This window comes from bacterium (assembly GCA_028820935.1).
In the GTDB taxonomy this organism is placed as follows: domain Bacteria; phylum Actinomycetota; class Acidimicrobiia; order Spongiisociales; family Spongiisociaceae; genus Spongiisocius.
Map to the genome: position 1 here is coordinate 269,321 of JAPPHZ010000029.1, position 16,772 is coordinate 286,092.

Annotated in this window: 14 protein-coding genes; 12 read left to right on the top strand and 2 right to left on the bottom strand. The window is 68.1% G+C overall.

Going from position 1 to position 16,772, the window contains the following annotated elements:
* Positions 1-247 precede the first annotated feature (247 nt).
* The 12 genes from OXM57_07330 to OXM57_07385 all read left to right on the top strand — a co-directional run bounded on the left by OXM57_07330 (position 248) and on the right by OXM57_07385 (position 13,637).
* Positions 248-1,267 carry an alcohol dehydrogenase catalytic domain-containing protein gene (locus OXM57_07330; protein ID MDE0352489.1) on the top strand — a complete coding sequence of 340 codons (1,020 nt, stop codon included), beginning with the start codon at positions 248-250 and terminating at the stop codon, positions 1,265-1,267.
* Complete coding sequence (locus OXM57_07335) at positions 1,267-2,568, top strand: FGGY-family carbohydrate kinase (GenBank protein ID MDE0352490.1); 1,302 nt, start codon at positions 1,267-1,269, stop codon at positions 2,566-2,568. Before OXM57_07330 ends, OXM57_07335 begins: the two co-directional genes overlap by 1 nt.
* Positions 2,569-2,580: 12 nt before the next feature.
* Positions 2,581-3,357 carry a hypothetical protein gene (locus OXM57_07340; GenBank protein MDE0352491.1) on the top strand — a complete coding sequence of 259 codons (777 nt, stop codon included), beginning with the start codon at positions 2,581-2,583 and terminating at the stop codon, positions 3,355-3,357.
* Positions 3,354-4,433: a hypothetical protein gene (locus OXM57_07345; GenBank protein MDE0352492.1), complete on the top strand. Its 1,080-nt coding sequence runs from the start codon at positions 3,354-3,356 to the stop codon at positions 4,431-4,433. Before OXM57_07340 ends, OXM57_07345 begins: the two co-directional genes overlap by 4 nt.
* Before the next feature lie 305 nt (positions 4,434-4,738).
* Positions 4,739-6,349 carry an ABC transporter ATP-binding protein gene (locus tag OXM57_07350; protein ID MDE0352493.1) on the top strand — a complete coding sequence of 537 codons (1,611 nt, stop codon included), beginning with the start codon at positions 4,739-4,741 and terminating at the stop codon, positions 6,347-6,349.
* On the top strand, positions 6,346-7,476 hold the full coding sequence (locus tag OXM57_07355) for an ABC transporter permease (protein ID MDE0352494.1): 1,131 nt from the start codon (positions 6,346-6,348) through the stop codon (positions 7,474-7,476). Before OXM57_07350 ends, OXM57_07355 begins: the two co-directional genes overlap by 4 nt.
* Positions 7,473-8,408, top strand: a complete 936-nt coding sequence (locus OXM57_07360; protein ID MDE0352495.1) for an ABC transporter permease — start codon at positions 7,473-7,475, stop codon at positions 8,406-8,408. The genes OXM57_07355 and OXM57_07360 overlap by 4 nt, the downstream gene beginning before the upstream one ends.
* Positions 8,409-8,532: 124 nt before the next feature.
* A complete protein-coding gene (locus tag OXM57_07365; GenBank protein MDE0352496.1) occupies positions 8,533-9,243 on the top strand; it encodes a phenylalanine--tRNA ligase beta subunit-related protein in 711 nt (236 codons plus the stop codon).
* A gap of 172 nt (positions 9,244-9,415) precedes the next feature.
* Positions 9,416-9,922 carry a ferritin gene (locus tag OXM57_07370; GenBank protein ID MDE0352497.1) on the top strand — a complete coding sequence of 169 codons (507 nt, stop codon included), beginning with the start codon at positions 9,416-9,418 and terminating at the stop codon, positions 9,920-9,922.
* Positions 9,923-10,100: 178 nt separating this feature from the next.
* Positions 10,101-11,099, top strand: a complete 999-nt coding sequence (locus OXM57_07375) for an ATP-binding cassette domain-containing protein (protein ID MDE0352498.1) — start codon at positions 10,101-10,103, stop codon at positions 11,097-11,099.
* Positions 11,096-11,899, top strand: a complete 804-nt coding sequence (locus OXM57_07380; GenBank protein ID MDE0352499.1) for an ABC transporter permease — start codon at positions 11,096-11,098, stop codon at positions 11,897-11,899. The genes OXM57_07375 and OXM57_07380 overlap by 4 nt, the downstream gene beginning before the upstream one ends.
* A gap of 100 nt (positions 11,900-11,999) precedes the next feature.
* Positions 12,000-13,637: a Ppx/GppA phosphatase family protein gene (locus OXM57_07385; protein ID MDE0352500.1), complete on the top strand. Its 1,638-nt coding sequence runs from the start codon at positions 12,000-12,002 to the stop codon at positions 13,635-13,637.
* A 160-nt stretch (positions 13,638-13,797) separates the two neighbouring features.
* Here OXM57_07385 and sthA read toward each other — a convergent pair whose 3' ends face one another.
* Entirely contained in the window at positions 13,798-15,204 is a 1,407-nt protein-coding gene (gene sthA, locus OXM57_07390) for a Si-specific NAD(P)(+) transhydrogenase (GenBank protein MDE0352501.1), read from the bottom strand.
* Positions 15,205-15,380: 176 nt separating this feature from the next.
* Complete coding sequence (locus tag OXM57_07395) at positions 15,381-16,742, bottom strand: mycothione reductase (GenBank protein MDE0352502.1); 1,362 nt, start codon at positions 16,740-16,742, stop codon at positions 15,381-15,383.
* Positions 16,743-16,772 lie beyond the last annotated feature (30 nt).

Genomic DNA, 16,772 nt, shown 5'->3' on the forward strand with positions numbered 1-16,772 from the left:
TTGTACGGGTCAAGGCCATGGGTGCTCCGTCCTCCTGACCTGGGGTTATAGCCATCTGACAGCCCCATCCTGCGGCCGGGGGTGAAGTCAGCCGTCGGGTGATGGTGGCCGCTTCGCAAATGATGTGGTTGAGATGGCGTGATCCGCGGCGGTGTGCTGGGAACATGAACGATCAGGGCTACCATCCGGTCGGTATCCCGTCCCGGCGCCCATGAAGCGCCCCGGCCCGGCAACCGGAAAGGTCCCGGTGAAAGCGGCAGTCATCACAGGACCCGGCCAGGTGGAGCTTCGCACCGAGCCATGCCCCACCCCTGGTCCCGATCAGGTGCTGGTCGAGCTCGCCGCCTGCGGTGTCTGCACCTTCGAGAGGAGGCTGTTCGCCGGCGACAAGCGTTGGTATCCCGTCTCTCCAGGACACGAGATATCCGGGGTGGTGGTGGAGGTGGGCTCCGCCGTGGACTCCCTGGAGGGTTCCCCGCAGGTCGGGGAGGCCGTGACGGTCGATCTGCTCACCCGATGCCTGACCTGCGGACCGTGCCGGCGGGGCAGGACCGCTCTGTGCCGGTACCGCCAGGGTCGCTCCCTGTCGGACGGGACGTTCAGCTTCGGGGGGTTGGTCGAGACCATCTCGGTCGACGCCAAGTCGACCTACCCGGTCGGGAGCGCCCCCATGCTCCATGCCGCCATGGGCGAGCCCATCGCCTGCACGGTTCACTCCTTGCGTAGGGCCGGTTTCATGGCCGGGGAGCGGGTGGCCATCATCGGTGGGGGGTTCATGGGCCGGCTCCATATGGCTCTGGTCCGCATCGAGGGCGCCACGGCCGTCGGAGTGGTGGACATATCGGAGGAGAGGCGCCGGGAAGCCGATGAGGCCGGCGCCGACTGGGTGGCGCGGCCCCGGAGAGCCCGCCAGGTCGGTGGTCTCCAGGACGTGGTGTTCGTGACCGCCATGGGAGGTCTGGAGCTCGCGGTCGAGATGGTGGCGCCTGGCGGTTCGGTCGTCCTGTACAGCACCTTCGACCCCGAGGCCACGGTCGGCGTGGCCGCTGAGCGGGCTCACCGCGACGAGATATCGATCGTGGGCGTGTACAGCCAGGAGCCCGAGGATTGGAAGCGGGCGGCGGCCGTCATCCGCTCGGGCGTCATCGCCGATGACCTCAACCGCCTGGTAACGGCCCGGTTCCCGTTGACCCGGGCGCACGACGCCCTCACCCTCGTAACCTCACAGCCCACTTACCGGGTGTTTGTAGAGAACGGGCCGGGCTGATGGCAGGCCAGGTTGTCGTCGGTGTGGACATCGGGACCGGCGCGGTTAGAGCGGTAGCCCTCGACCGGACCGGGAGGGTCCTGGCCGGCTCCGAGGCATGGTTCGCTCCGATGCATCTCCCCCGGGGCGAGGCGGACCCCTTCCGGTGGCTGGAAGGGCTGGTTCGAGCGGTTGAGCAACTGGATGCCGGTCCGCCTGTGGCGCTCGGGATCGGCGGCCAGGGGCCCACCACCGTGATGGCGTCGGCGCGGCGGGCACTTACCTACCAGCACCCGGCCGGCGCTTCTTCCGACTTTGCCGGCCAGCATCTGGCGCAGGCGGAGGAGATGTCGAGGCTGTTCGGAGGCGCCGACCGGCCCCGCCAGATGTGGGATTACCTGGCGGCCGAACTCGGTGGTTCACCCGGCACCCAGGCGGTTTGGCCGGGCCAGCAACCGCTGGAGGGGTTCGGAGATCCGATCCCGGTCGGGTCGGCCGCAGGGGTCACGGCGGGGGAATCCGGGTTGCCTGGGGGGATCGTGCTGGCTCCCGGCGCCAACGACGCCTTCCTCACCGCCTGGGCCGCTGCCATCGACCGGCCCGGCAAGGGCTTCGACCCGGGTGGCCGGACAGGGGGTCTCGGCGTTGCCGCCACCCGAGGCGACGACCCGTCGGTCTCCGAGCACGGTATCCCCGGTCACGTCCCCGGTGTCTACCTGGTCGGTGGCCCGGCGGCCTCCCACGGCGCCATGCTGGACTGGTGGTCCTCGATGACCGGCCGGACGGTTCCCGACCTGATCGAGGCGGCCGCCGCGGTTGAACCGGGCTCGGGCGGGGTGATGGTCCTACCGTTTCTCGAGGGGGAGAGGGCGCCGCGCTGGGTACCGGAACTGCGGGCCGAGATCCACGGGCTCGGTGCGGCCTCCGACCAGGGCGTGGTGGCGCGCGCCGTCATGGAAGCCTCCGCCTACGGCTTGGCTCACATCGCCCGTGACCTCGCCCGGTACGGCATTACCATGAACCGGATGGTGAGCTCGGGTGCCCCGTCGCGTAGCAATCTGTGGGTTTCCATCAAGGCATCGGTGCTAGGCGTGCCGGTCGATGTCCCGAGTTGTCCCGAGATGGCGGCCTACGGAGCGGCCCTGGCTGCGGGATCCGCCGTCGGGTGGTGGCCCCGGCCGGGCGCGGGGCAAGCAGGAGACTGGCCGGCGCCTGCGTTCACCACGTTCGAGCCGGACACCGTCACAGCCTACGAAGAGGGGCTGGAGCGCTTCATCGCGCTTGGTGATGCGGCCGCCCGGCGGCTCCGGCAGGGGGTCTGAGGCATGGCGTCCGTGGCCTCGGCAGTAGGCGCCGGCAAGACCCGGCGTACCCGCCGCTTCGTCGGCAGGGACGGACGCGCGGTGCTGGTCGCCATCGACATGCAGCTGGCCACGGGGTCCGGCCCGGCCCTGGACGTGGTGGAGGAGGTGGCCGAGGGGCGACCTGACGGCATCCTGGTCACCTGGCAGATCGCCCGCCGCTACCCCGCGACCTTCGCGCAGTGCGGTTTGATCCTCCGGATGGACGGTGCAGCTACCCATCTCGACCGGAATCCGGACGGCGACGGCCTCTCGCTGATGTATCGAGCCGAGCAGGCGGCGATGATCGGCGCGGACGCGGTCATCCTTATGGTCTACCCGGGTATGCGCGAGGAGAAGCGTTCGCTGCGCCGGTTGGCTGCTCTGGTCGGGGAGTGCGAGCGGATCGGCATGCCGGTCCTGGCCGAGTCCATCCCGGGAGGGTGGAATCAGGAGGTGCCATGGGACACGGAGAACATCGCTCGGAGCGCGCGCATATGCGTGGAGATCGGGGCCGATGCGGTCAAGACCATGGCTCCGGCGCAGGTGGAGGACCTCGGCGAGGTGGTGGAAGGATGCGAGGCGCCGCTGTTCGTGCTGGGTGGTCCCAAGAGGGAGAGCGAGGACGAGGTGGTCGCGTACGCGGCCGCCGTCGTGGTGTCGGGTGCGTCGGGCGTCTGCTTCGGGCGAAACGTCTGGGGAGCCTCCGACCCCGGGAAGATGGTAAGGCGCCTCGGCCGAGCGGTCCACGGTACCGGGCGGGGCTCATGAAGGGCTCCCGGGTCTGGCCCGTGCTCGGCTTCCTGGCGGTGTTGGCGGTTGCGTCGGCCTGCGCCGATTCCGGGGACGCCCCAGGGGAGACGCCTTCGACGGAGTGGGGCGCGGCGGACTTCAACGGCGACGGATCGGTCCGCATCGCGGTGGTCACCGAGGGCTCGCGAGACGATGGCGCCTACTACCAGGCCCTCGTTGAGCGGGTAGAGGAGATCTCGGCGGCTGCGGGGTACGAGTCGCCGCTGATCGTGGACCAGGTCGCCCCGGCCGACGCGCGCGCCGAGTTGAACAACGTGGTCGCCCAGGGCGCGGACATCATCGCCATCGGCTCGAGCAACCTGGCGGATGGCAACGAGGACCTTTTCCTGGAGCATGAGGAGATCTTCTGGTACTGCAACTGCGGGTCGGGCTACCAGGACACCCCCGGTTTGCTCCGGAGCGCCGACAGCGGGGCCGAACTGGGCATCTCGGCCGGGTATGCGACCGGTTTGCTCCTGGAGGCCCGCGGCGCCGACCGGGCGGTGTTCCTGGGATGCTGCGATCTCAACTTCGAGGTGGAGTCCTTCCTGGCCTTCCGGCTCGGTCTTCATCGGGTGGATGAGTCGTTCGACGCCATCTACGTGCCCACCGGCAACTTCCCCTTCGACTTCAACAACACCGCCGGAGCCACCGAGGCCTACAACGCCGCGGTCGCCGAAGGCGTGGGGGCGGTCTACCCGTTCCTGGGCGGCGCCCACGAGCCGATCACCCGTCTCGCCAACGAGGACGGGCTGATCGTCATGACCGCCGGTTCGTCCAGAGGATGCGAGCGAGAAGACCTGGACTACGACATAGAGGTGATGTTCGACGCCGGCGACTTCCTGACGCCGATCTTCGACGAGATCATCGCCGGCACCGCCGTGGAAGGGGGCGCCCGGCGCTTCACGGTGGGAGTCGATCCCGAGGTGGGGGCCAATCTGTGCGACGGAACGCCCGAGCAGGATCAGGCGCTCACCGATCTGAACGCCCGGATCGGGGCCGGCCAGTTCGAGGAGGAGATCTCAAGGATCCTCGCCGAGGCTTACGGCTTCTGAGTGCCCGCTCCGGTCCGACTGTCCTGTACCGCGCGTGGCCTGATCCAACCACTGGCCGGTTACATCCGAGAACGCGAAAATCGCGGAGAGCGCATCCTCCCGCTGGGCCCACCCCCGCCTCCACCACGCCGGTCTCGGGGCGCGCTCCACCAGTTGGGCCGGTGGCGTAGCCTCCGAAGTCTTGACCTGCCGCCGAGCCGACGTCATAGCTCCCAGCAGCGCAGGTGTTTAGCCATTCGAGTATGCCGAGGGGGTGTGACAACTTCCGCCAAGCCGGGTTGTCGCCGTATCAGCCGGGAGACCGGATGATCGAAGACTTCGGGTTCGAGCCCCCGGTTCTCGAGGTGGACGGCCTCACCAAGCATTTCGGTTCGGTGGTCGCCTGCGAGGAGGTCGATCTGGCCCTCCGAGCGGGCGAGATACACGGCATTCTCGGGGAGAATGGCGCCGGCAAATCCACCCTCATGCGCATGATCTTCGGCCTGGTGGATCCCGACCACGGGTTGATCAGGATCGACGGCCAGGCGACCCGCATCGCGGATCCGTCCGATGCGGTCCGGCTCGGGATCGGCATGGTCCACCAGCACTACAGCCTGGTCGACGCGCTTACGGTGTGGGAGAACGTTGCCCTCGGCGAGGTCGGGCCGCTGGATCCCGACCGGACCAGGGCCCGGGTCCGCAGGATCTCCTGGCGCTACGGCCTGTCGGTCGATCCCGACGCCACCGTGCGCGACCTGTCGGCCGGAATCCGCCAGAGGGTCGAGATCATCAAGTGCCTGGGGCGCCGGCCCCGCACGATCATCCTTGACGAGCCGACATCGGCACTGACGCCGGCCGAATCCCAGTACCTGTTCGACGTTCTACTGACCGGCGTGCGGACTCAGGGGTGGGCGGTGGCGCTGGTCAGCCACAAGCTCGACGAGATACTCCGGGCTACCGACCGGATCACGGTGATGCGGCAGGGGAGGGTGGTGGACCGCCTGCTGACCGCGGAAGCCCGGGTTCCCTCCCTCGCCCGGGCGATGGTGGGTCGTCCGGTACCGCTCCGCACGGTCACCGCCTCGTTCGAGCGGGATCAGGTTGCCCGGGAGCTGGTCGATGCCGACCCGATGGACGAAGAAGGATCGGACCGGGCCGCCGAGACCGGCGCAGCAACGGTTCCGGTCTTGGAAGTGGAGAGCGCGTCGGTGAAGGGTGCTGACGGGCGCGTGCTGCTGGACGGCCTGTCGCTCGCGGTGGGCGCGAGCGAGATCGTCGGGGTGGCGGGCGTGGAGGGCAACGGCCAGACCGCCATCGCCGACCTGCTGGCCGGTCTCCTCCGCCTCGATGACGGGACGGTCCGGGTGAAGGGCCGGACGGTTTCCACCGGGGTGGCCGGCGCCATGACCGGGGCCGGCATCGCGGTCGTACCGGCTGATCGACATCGGGCCGGATGCGTGCTGGACATGACGGTGGCCGAGAACCTGATGATTCCCTCCATGCGCAGGATGCGCCGCTGGGGTCTTCTCCGCCTGGACGCCATCCGGCGCCACGCCCTCCGGCTGATCGACGAGTACGACATCCGGACGTCGGGACCCGACGCCTCGCTCGGTGACCTCTCGGGCGGGAACCAGCAGCGGACGGTGATCGCTCGTGCCCTGTCCGCATCCCCCGAGGTCATGGTGGCCCACCAGCCCACCAGAGGTCTCGATGTGGGGGCGATCGAATACGTGGCGGATCGGATCAGGCAGGCGGCGGACCGGGGGATCGGGGTGCTGCTGCTCTCGACCGACCTCCACGAGATACTGTCGCTGGCCGACCGGCTGGTGGTTCTCCATCGTGGAAGCATCGTGGGCGAGATGTCTCGTGAGGAGTTCGACCTGCCCCGGCTGGGCTTGCTGATGGGAGGGACGGACGAGGAGGAGAAAGCGTCTTGAGCACCGATCCTGCGGCACCGCCGACCGACGCTCCCGATCTCGGGGGACGGGACGGGGGTCTGTACGTGCTCTTGCTGTACCTGGTCAGCGTCGGGTTCGCGCTGGTGATCTCGGCCGGGCTGGTGGCGGTCTCCGGGAACGCCTGGAGCAGCGTCGCCGGCGCGCTGGCGGAAGGCGCATTCCTCGCGCCCGGACGGTGGGGCGAGACGCTGGCGGTCGCCACGCCCATCCTGCTGGTGTCCCTCGGCATGGTGGTGGGCGTCAGGGCGGGTTTCTTCAACATCGGGCAGGAGGGCCAGCTCTTGATGGGTGCGCTGGCGATGGCCCTCATCGGCACCAGGGTGGCCGGGACCGGCCCCCTCCTTCTCGTGGGCGGGCTGGCCCTGGGGGCGGTGGCCGGGGGCCTCTACGCCGGCGTGGCGGCCTTGATGAGGTTCCGCCGGGGAGTCCCGGAAGTCATATCCACCCTGCTCCTGGTGTTCGTGGCGTTCCAGATAGTCGGTTTCGCCATCACCACCGACTGGTTCCTGCGGGATCTCGACCCGAACCGGCCCAGCCAGGCCGTGACCAGCGCCGCCCTGCCCGGCTCCGTACGCCTGCCGGTCCTGACGGTCTGGGGTAATGAGGTCAACATCGGATTCTTCCTGGCCCTGCTGGGAGCCGGGCTGGCGGCATTCGTCCTGACCCGGACCGTGTTCGGGTTCAAGCTCCGCCTGCTTGGGAGCAATCCCAAGGTGGCTCAGCAGGCGGGAGTGTCATTCGGGCGGGCCGGCGCAACGGCTCTATTCATCTCCGGCGCCGCGGCCGGCCTGGCAGGCGCCCTGATGCTGGCGGCCGGGGCATCGAGCGCCCGCCTGACCGCCGGATTCTCCAACGAGATCGGATGGCAGGGGCTGCTCGTGGCCCTACTGGCGCGCAACCGACCACTTCTCTGCATCCCGGTGGCGATCCTGTTTGCCGCTCTCCGAACCGGGGCCGGGTTCCTGGCTGCCACCGGGGTGGACCGGACCGTGGTCGAGGTGGTACAGGCCCTGCTGGTGCTGGCCCTGCTGGTCCCGCCGGCCGTGGAGTTCATGCGGGACCGGCGCCGGGTCTCGGTGGCGGCCCAGGTGGCGGAACAGGTATGAACGACATACTCGGCGCTCTGGGCGACATCTTCACCAGTCCCGCCATGTACGGGAGCGCGGTCAGGCTCGGGGTGTTCCTGGCCTTCGCTGCGCTGGGCGAACTGGTGGCCGAGAAGGCGGGAACCATCAACATCTCGGTGGAAGGCTCCCTGCTGGCGGGCGCGCTGGGCGGGACGATGGCCTACGACGTGTCCGGATCGACCGTCCTCGGCCTGGTGGCGGGAGCGGTGGCCGGAGTGTCGGTGGCGATGGTGGCGGCCAACATGAGCCACCGGCTCACCGCCGATCAGTTCGTGGTGGGAATCACGGTCAACGTTCTCGTGCTGGGCCTGGCCGGGTTCCTGGACGCGACCGCCGGCCCCCTCGGAGGGCGCGCCGCGGTGGTCACCATCCCGTTCCTGTCGCGGATACCCGTGATCGGTCAGGCGCTGTTCAGCCAGACCTGGCCCACGTACCTGCTGTTCGGGCTGATTCCGCTGACCTGGTGGCTCCTCTATCGGACTCGGTGGGGTCTGGAGGTAAGGTCCGCGGGCGAGAACCCCCAGGCCGCCGACGTCTCCGGGGTCGACGTCAACGGGCGCCGCCGCCAGGCCGTCTACTACGGCGGAATCCTGTCCGGCCTGGGAGGGGCGTTCCTGATCCTGGGCCAGGTGGGAAGTTTCGACGTGGGCGTGGTCGGCGGCCGGGGCTTCATCGCCATAGCAGCCGTCTACTTCGGTGGCTGGACGCTTCGAGGCACGCTGGTCGGGGCGCTCCTGTTCGGGATGGCGGACGCCTTCCGCCTGGCGGTGCCGGTGCTCGGTTACCAGGTGAACGCCCAACTCCTGGCAGCTCTGCCCTATCTCCTGACCCTGGTCGTCATGTACTTCATCACCAAGCGGTTCGTCCAGCCGGCCGCGCTGGCCAGACCGTTCGTGAGAGGCCTCCGCTAGTTGCTAGTTGCTAGTAGATGTATATGTTAGATGCCACTGACCACTAACCGCTGGCCGGGCACCTTGGAACCACGGGTCCTTGAAGTCCACACGAGGCCCTGTCCGGTGCCGTATCCTCGGCAGGATGTTCTCGTACCACCACCAGGTGCTGGCCAGGTTCCCGACCATCCGGGCCGGGGTGGTCCATGCCGATGGGCTGGTCAACGGCCCGAGTCCCGAGCCTCTCCGGAAGGCGTTTCAGGAGCAGCAATCCGTCTCGCTGGCCCGATTCCGTGGCACGCCCATGGCGGAGGTCCCTTCGGTCGTGGCGTGGAGGAGGACCTTCTCGGCCTTCGGGGTACAGCCGACCCGCTACCGCAACGCCGCCGAGGCGCTGATCCGGCGGCTCACCAAGGCGGGTGACGTCCCGTCGATCAATTGTCTGGTGGACATCGCCAACCTGGTATCGATCCGGTACGGGCTGCCGGTCGCGGCGATGGATCAGGCCCGGGTCGCGGGCGCGACCACCGTTCGTTTTGCCGCCGGAGACGAACGTTTCAACGATCTGGGCAGTTCCAGGACCACCTCTCCCGAGGTCGGGGAGGTCGTATTCGTCGACCGGGTGGGCGCGGTGTCGGCGCGCCGATGGTGCTGGCGGCAAAGTGCTCAGAGCGCCACCGGCCCGGACACGGTGGAAGCCCTGTTCACGGTGGAGGGCCATCACGAGGGTGCCGGGGAGGACGTCGCGTCCGCCACCAGGGTCCTGGTGGCGTTGCTGGAGGCCCATCAGCCGCAGGCCCGTATGGAATCGGCCTTGCTCTCGCCATCCCGGCCACGGTACGAGCCTGCCGGATGACCCTCTAGTGGTCTGTCTGTGTAATGGCGGTGTGGTATGGCCGCCAGAGCACCCGGTTGTTTCGCAGACAGACCACTAGGAACCGACGGCCGTCCCGGTCAAGTCGGCGCGTTCTCAGGCGCCGCTCCACTCGGTAGGATTCTCCGTACACGAGCATCGAACGGAGCGCACGATGGCACTAGCCGAACGGATGGAGAGGGCACTCAACGATCAGATCACCCGCGAGATCAGCGCCTCTCTCGCCTACCTCCAGATGGCCGCCCATTTCGAGGCGGAGGAGCGCCCCGGCATGGCCTCCTGGATGGCCGCGCAGTCCGAGGAGGAGGCCGGCCACGCCCGGATGTTCATCGACTATGTCGTGGACCGGGACGGGCGGGTTGAGATCGGCGCCATCGACGCTCCTGTCTCCAAGTTCGACAGCCCTCTGCACGTGTTCGAGGAGGCCCTTCGCCACGAGCAATCCGTGACCGCGGAAATACGGAATCTCTACCGGCTGGCCACCGAGTTGGGCGACCTGGAGAGCCTGCCCTTCCTGCAGGGCTTCCTGGCCGAGCAGGTGGAGGAAGAGGCGTTGATCTCGGGGATACGCGAGCGTATCGGTCGCCTCGAGGGCAACGAGGTCGGCCTGGCCCTGATCGAGGCCGAGTTGGGCGGACGTCCCGGAGCCGGCGAGGAGTAAGGGGCCGGATAGCTCGAGCGCCGTACTACGCTCGCTCTCTGGTGGTCGCCGAAGGCCGTGCGGCTCCCTGTCCGTGCGGCCGGTGGTCTGTCCGTGCTGTCTCGTAGTAGTACCACCGAAAGTTAAGCGTCGGGCCTGATACCGCGCGGCTCGGCAGTAGTCGACAGGACGTTCATCCATGAAAGAGATCATCCACGCGACCGGACTGGTCAAGCGTTACGGGGAGGTGGTGGCCCTCGACGGCCTGGACCTGTCGGTGCGGGAGGGGACCATCGTCGCCCTGCTCGGGCCGAACGGGGCCGGCAAGACCACCGCGGTATCGGTCCTCACCACCCTGATCGAGCCCGACGAGGGCGCCGCCACGGTGGCGGGTATCGACGTGCTGAGCGATCCGGCGGAGGTCCGCAAGCTGATCGGCCTTTCCGGCCAGTACGCCGCGGTCGACCAGGACCTGACCGGCTTCGAGAACCTGGACATGATCGGGTGTCTCTACCACCTCGGCCGTAAGAAGGCCAGGGCCCGGGCCCGGGAGCTCCTGGACAGGTTCGATCTGGCCGACGCGGCCGACCGGCCCGTCAAGACCTATTCGGGAGGCATGAGGCGGCGACTCGACCTGGCCGGGGCGCTGGTGGCGGAGTCGCCGGTGCTGTTCCTGGACGAGCCCACAACCGGCCTGGACCTCATCAGCCGCAGGGAGCTGTGGGGGCTGATCCGCACCCTGGTCGATCAGGGAGCCACGCTGCTCCTCACCACCCAGTACCTGGAGGAAGCCGACCGGCTGGCCGATGACGTCCTGGTCATCGACAAGGGCAAGACCATCGCCCACGGAACGGTTGACGATCTGAAGGACATGGTGGGCGGTGAGCGGATCGCGATCAAGGTGACCGACCGGGATGACCTGCCGGTGGCCCACGAGATACTGGGTCGGTCGGCGGTCGGAGAGCTACAGGGCGACGAGCGGTCCCGCACGGTGGTCGCCCCTGTATCGGGTGGCACCCGTGAGCTGGCCGGGGTGCTGGAAGAATTCGAGAACCACCGGGTGCGGATCAGCGAGGTGGTACTCCGCCGGCCGACTCTCGACGACGTGTTCCTGGCGCTGACGGGTGCTTCCGCCGAGTCCGGTGAGGAGACGTCGGCGCCTGCCAAGCCGGGCCGGAGGGGAAGGGGATCGCGATGAACTTCCTGTCAGCCCTCGGCGACGGCCTGGTCATCGCCCGCCGCAACCTCATCAAGCTCAAGCGGGTGCCGGACGTGCTGGTGTTCGTGCTGCTCTCCCCGATCATGTTCGTCCTGCTTTTCGCCTACGTGTTCGGAAGCGCCATCGACATCCCGGGAGGGTCCTACCGGGAGTTCCTCATGGGTGGGATCTTCGGCCAGACCGTGGTGTTCGGCGCGACGTTCACCGGCGCGGGTCTCGCCGAGGACATGCAGAAGGGCATCATCGACCGGTTCCGTTCGCTGCCCATGTCGAGGGCGGCGGTGGTTTTCGGACGGACCGCCAGCGATGTGGTCTACAACATCATCACGCTGACCGTGATGGCCATTACCGGACTCATCGTGGGATGGCGCATCAGGGGGAGCCTGCTCGACGCTCTGGCCGGCTTCCTGCTGCTCCTCCTGTTCGCCTACTCCGTCTCCTGGATAATGGCCCTGCTCGGCCTGTCGGTACCCAGCCCGGAGGTGCTCAACAACGCCTCCTTCATCGTCATCTTCCCGATGACGTTCATCGCCAACACGTTCGTGCCGGCCGAGAGCCTCCCGAGCGTGCTGAGGGTGTTCGCCGAGTGGAACCCGATCTCGTCCCTGGTCCAAGCGGTCAGAGAGCTGTTCGGGAACATCCCGCCGGGAGCCCCCGAACCGGCGTCCTGGCCCCTGCAGAACCCGGTTATCTACACCGTGTTCTGGGCCTGCCTGATCATCGCCGTCTTCGCCCCCCTGGCAGTACGCCGCTACATCCGGGTGGCCAAGAAGAGCTGAGGGATCCGTCCGGCCTCCGGTGGACCGTAAGCGCGCCGGGAGACCGATCCGGGCCGGATGGCGGGTTTGGTGCGATGCCGCCACCTGGTGATACTGGCCGATGATGCGGGACTCGACGCCTCTGGCGGCCATCGACGTGGGGACCAACTCCGTGCATATGGTGATTGCCCGGCCGGTGGATGGCGGGACTCCGGAGGTTCTGGCCCGGGAGAAGGTCTCGGTGCGTCTCGGGCAGGGCGCCACCGACATGAAGCACTTGCACCGTGACGCGATCGAGCGGGCGGTGGCGGCCCTCACCGAGTTCCGGCACATCGCCGACGCTTACGGCGCCGAGGTGGTGGCAGTGGCCACCAGCGCCGTCCGGGAGGCCGAGAACCGGACCGACTTCCAACGACGGGTACGGGACGAGACCGGGGTGGCCGTCGAGGTGATCTCGGGGGTGGAGGAGGCGCGCCTCATCCATCTCGGGGCGCTGAGCGCGGTGCCGGCGGCCGGACGGCCCCACCTGGTCCTCGACATCGGCGGGGGATCGACCGAGCTGATCGTTTCCACCGGTACCGAGCCCCACCTGGTCCGTAGCGTCAAGCTGGGGCACATCCGGCTCACCGACCGGTTCTTCCCGGGCGGGATCATTCGCGCCGGGGCGGTGGAGGAGTGTCGCCGGCACATCCGGTCCTTCGTGGCGCCCGAGGCACGCCGGGCCAGGGCTGTCGGCTTCGAGCTTGCCATCGGATGCTCGGGGACAATCGCCGCACTGGCGTCCATGGCCGCATCGGACCGCGGCAAGCGGCGGACCCGCAGGGTTGCCAACACGTCGATCGACCGCAAGGAACTCGACAGGACCGTGGCGGAGGTCCTGGCCCGTCCCCATCCGGACGACCGCAGGGACCTCACCGGTCTGGAACGCGCCCGCCGGGATGTGATCGTGGGAGGGGCCGTCCTCCTGAGCCAACTGTTCGAGGACCTGGGAATCGAGTCTCTCGTGATCTCGTCGGGCGCCCTCCGCGAGGGGGTCCTCCTCGACAGGTTCAGCCGGCGGGAGGAGACACCCGCAGATGGGCTCCACCACCTCGGGGACCTGCGCAGGAGCAGCATCCTGGCCCTGGCCCGGAGTTACCACGAGGACCTCATCCATGCCGAGCACGCCACGGAACTGGCCCTGCAGCTATTCGATGAGACCCAGCACGTTCACGGTCTGGGCGAGAGCGACAGCGAGGTGCTGGAGGCGGCCGGTTTGCTCCACAACATCGGGCGTTTCGTCGCCAGTTCGGCCCATCACCGCCACTCCTACTATCTGATCCGCAACAGCGAGCGCCTGTCCGGATTCACGGCAGGCGAGCTCGAGCTGATCGCCCTGGTAGCCCGCTATCACCGCAAGAGCGCTCCCCGCAAGAGGCACTCGAGCTTCCGCGCCTTGAGCCGGTCCGACCGGCTCAAGGTCCGGCTGCTGGCCGGGATGCTGCGGGTGGGGATCGCGCTGGACCGCACCTACAGGCGGGCGGTGGAGTGCGTCCATGCCCGGTTCACCGGCGAAGCCCTTACCATCGATGTCGAGGCGGCGGACGGCATGGATGTCGAGATCGAGGTGTTCAGCGCCCGGGCCCGTGCCAGCCTGCTGGCCGATGCTCTGGGCCGGCCGGTGGAGTTCAGGATGCGGGAGCCATGCGGAGCCCCGGGCGGCAGGGCGGGGGCCAGGCAACGCCATCCGTCGGCGCGCGTCGCCGGAGGAATGGGCTAGTGGTCTGTCTGCGAAACAACCGGGTGCTCTGGCGGCCATGGGCGTCCCGTCGCTGCGTTCCGCTTCCTCAACGTACCCTGCGGGTACGCCTTCGTCAGCGGGCCTTGCGAGGAACACCGCTGCCGACGCCATACCACACCGCTATTACACAGACAGACCACTAGTAGCCCCCGAGCCGGTTGATCCCGTCTAGTGAGGCGGTCGTGTACGCCTCGGCAAGGGTGGGATAACCGATGACCGACTCCACGAAGTAATCGATGGTTCCTCCATAGGCGATGACCGCCTGGCCGATGTGGATCAGTTCGGCGGCGTTCTCGCCCACGATGTGCACCCCGAGCAGTTCCCGGGTCTTCAGATGGAACAGCAGCTTGAGGAAGCCGACATCGTCACCCCGCATCAGGCTGCTCTCCGTCTCCTGGTATCGGGCCTTGCCGACCTCGTAGGGGACGCCTTCGTCGGTGAGTTGGTCCTCGGTCTTGCCCACCATGGCCACCTCGGGGATCGTCTTGATGGTGTAGGGGAGGAGGTCCTGGAAGTCGCTCCGCTCGATCCCGAACGCATGGCGGGCCGCCAGTCGGCCCTGCATCCGGGATGTAGATACCAGGTCCGGGAACCCGATCACGCCACCCACGGCGTAGACGCCCTCGACGCTGGTCTGGTAGTTCTCATCGACGCTGAGGCGGCCCCGTGCGTCCGCTTCCAGCCCGATCGCATCGAGGTTGAGCGACGCCGTGCATCCTGTCCGTCCCACGCAGTACATGACGGCGTCGCTGATGATCTGCTTGCCGCTCTCGAGCTGCACCCGCACCCGGTCGCCCACCTCGTCCCTCATGTAGTCGATGTCGAACACCACCTCGGTCAGGCGCAGGGTCACCCCGGTCTGGCGCATGTGGTAGGCGAGCGTGTCGGCGAGTTCCTCGTCGGCGAAGGTGAGCAGCCGATGGTTCCGGTCCACGAGGGTCACCCGCGTGCCCAGGGCGGCGAACGTGCTGGTGTACTCCAGGCCGATGGCGCCCGCTCCGACGATGGTCAGTGTCCTAGGCAGCTTCGGCAGGCTGAGCATGTGATCGCTCACGAAGACCAGCCGCCCATCTGCGTAGACGACCGGTGGCTCGGTGGAGTAGGAACCTACCGCGATCACGACCTTGTCGGCGGTGATGGTGCGTTCGGTCCGGTCCTCCTCGGACCTCACCTTGAGGGTGTGGCGGTCGACGAAGGATCCCTCGCCGATGATCGTCTCCACCCGGTTGCGCCCGAGCTGGCTCTGGAGGATGTCCGATTGCTGCTGGATGACGTAGCGGGTGCGCACCATCAGGTCGTTCATCGTGATGTTCTGCTTCACGGCGTAGGACTGGCCGTAGATGTTGCGTTCCCGGTAACCCGTGAGGTAGAGGACCGCATCCCGCATCGTCTTGCTCACCGTGCCGGCGTAGATGTTGATGCCGCCGATACGGGGTTCCTTCTCGAGGATGACGGTGCGCTTCCCGAGCTTCGAGGCCTGGATGGCGGTCCGCTGACCGGCAGGCCCCGATCCGATGATCACTAGGTCGTAGTCATAGCCCGGCATTGCCGATCCTTTCGCTCACCCGTGGCCCGCGGGTTCGGGTTACGCCATCTGTCTGTGAGGTCCGAGGCTCCGAGCATCCATCAGCCTCGACCGTTGAGGGTAGCGCGCCGACCTCGGGAGATGCCTGATCCGGCACCGGGCCTACTCGACGTGCAAGCGAGACCGCTGCCGAACTACTAGAGCTCGAGGAGGGCCTGCTCCACGACCTCGGGGAGGGTCGGATGGATGTAGTACTGGCCACGGGCCATCTGGTCGACGGTCAGGTCGAAGTGCATCCCCTGGATCAGCTGCTGGATGAGGGTGGGCGCCTGGGGGCCGATGATGTGGGCCCCGAGCAGCCGGCGGCTGTCGCGGTGGGCGATGACCTTGGCGACGCTCTCGGTGTCCTCCATGGCCCATCCGTATCCGGCGGCCGAGTAGGGCTGGACATGGGACACGTAGGGGAGGCCCTGTGCTCGGCACTCGCGCTCGGTCAATCCCACTGCGGCGACCTGGGGCTGGCCGAACACGGCATGGGGGATGTAACGGTGATCCACGGCGATCGGGGAGTCCGGATTGACCAGGTTGTGGCGCACCACCCGGGCTTCGTGGTTGGCGACGTGCTTGAGCTGGATGGGGTTGGTGATGTCGCCCAGCGCCCAAACACCGTCCACGTTGGTCCGGAGGTGATCGTCCGTGATCACCTGGCCCCGATCTGCCACGGCGAGTCCACCGGCGGCCGCGTCCACCAGGTCCGAATTGGGCTTCCGCCCCGTCGCGACCAGGAGCTCGTCACCCCGCAGGTCCGTGGCGACCCCATCCCGGTCCGCTACCTGCAACACCACCTCGTCATCTTCCCGGCGGGCTCCGAGAATCCGGGTATGGGTACGCACATCGAAACGGCGCGTGTAGGAGTCGGTGAAGCGGCGGCTGATCTCCTCATCCTCCCGCCGCAGGAACCTGTCTCCCCTCAGCAGGAACGTCACCCTCGACCCCAGCGCGCCCATGACACCGCCCATCTCTGCGGCGATGTAGCCGGCCCCGATCACCAGCAGGCGCTCGGGCAGCCGCTCCAGGCGCATGATCGTGTCGGAGGTGTGGTAGCCGACGCCTTCCAGGCCGGGTACGGGCGGAGCTACGGCCCGGGCGCCCGCCGCCAGCACGACCCGGTCGGCCGTGATCACCTCGTCCCCGACCGCCAACTGCTTGGGGGCCACGAAGCGTCCGGTGACCGGGTAGACGGTGACGTTGGGTAGTCCCTCCCGGTAGTCACGGCCGGCCTCGGCGATCGGGTCGATCCGCCCGAAGATGCGATCCCTCACGGCGGGCCAGTCCGCGCCGTTGAAGCTGGTGTGAACGCCCAGGCGCTCGCCGGCGGCTGCCAACTCGGCGACCTCGGCCGTGTAGACATACATCTTGGACGGGAGGCAGCCCACGTTCAGGCAGGTCCCGCCGAACGGGCCGTGCTCCACCATGGCGATCTCCCAGTCGTCGTGTTCGGGCCCGATCACCGAATTGCCCGAGCCTGCGCCGATTACCAGCAGGTCGAAACTGCGCACGTGTCCTCATCTCTCCGGGTAGATGCCAAT

Bases quoted from the DNA above. Each gene is read 5' to 3' on its own strand.
- OXM57_07335 (MDE0352490.1), top strand. From the start codon at position 1,267: ATGGCAGGCCAGGTTGTCGTCGGTGTGGACATCGGGACCGGCGCGGTT.
- OXM57_07370 (MDE0352497.1), top strand. From the start codon at position 9,416: ATGGCACTAGCCGAACGGATGGAGAGGGCACTCAACGATCAGATCACC.
- OXM57_07350 (MDE0352493.1), top strand. From the start codon at position 4,739: ATGATCGAAGACTTCGGGTTCGAGCCCCCGGTTCTCGAGGTGGACGGC.
- OXM57_07360 (MDE0352495.1), top strand. From the start codon at position 7,473: ATGAACGACATACTCGGCGCTCTGGGCGACATCTTCACCAGTCCCGCC.
- OXM57_07375 (MDE0352498.1), top strand. From the start codon at position 10,101: ATGAAAGAGATCATCCACGCGACCGGACTGGTCAAGCGTTACGGGGAG.
- sthA (MDE0352501.1), bottom strand. From the start codon at position 15,204: ATGCCGGGCTATGACTACGACCTAGTGATCATCGGATCGGGGCCTGCC.
- OXM57_07345 (MDE0352492.1), top strand. From the start codon at position 3,354: ATGAAGGGCTCCCGGGTCTGGCCCGTGCTCGGCTTCCTGGCGGTGTTG.
- OXM57_07380 (MDE0352499.1), top strand. From the start codon at position 11,096: ATGAACTTCCTGTCAGCCCTCGGCGACGGCCTGGTCATCGCCCGCCGC.
- OXM57_07365 (MDE0352496.1), top strand. From the start codon at position 8,533: ATGTTCTCGTACCACCACCAGGTGCTGGCCAGGTTCCCGACCATCCGG.
- OXM57_07385 (MDE0352500.1), top strand. From the start codon at position 12,000: ATGATGCGGGACTCGACGCCTCTGGCGGCCATCGACGTGGGGACCAAC.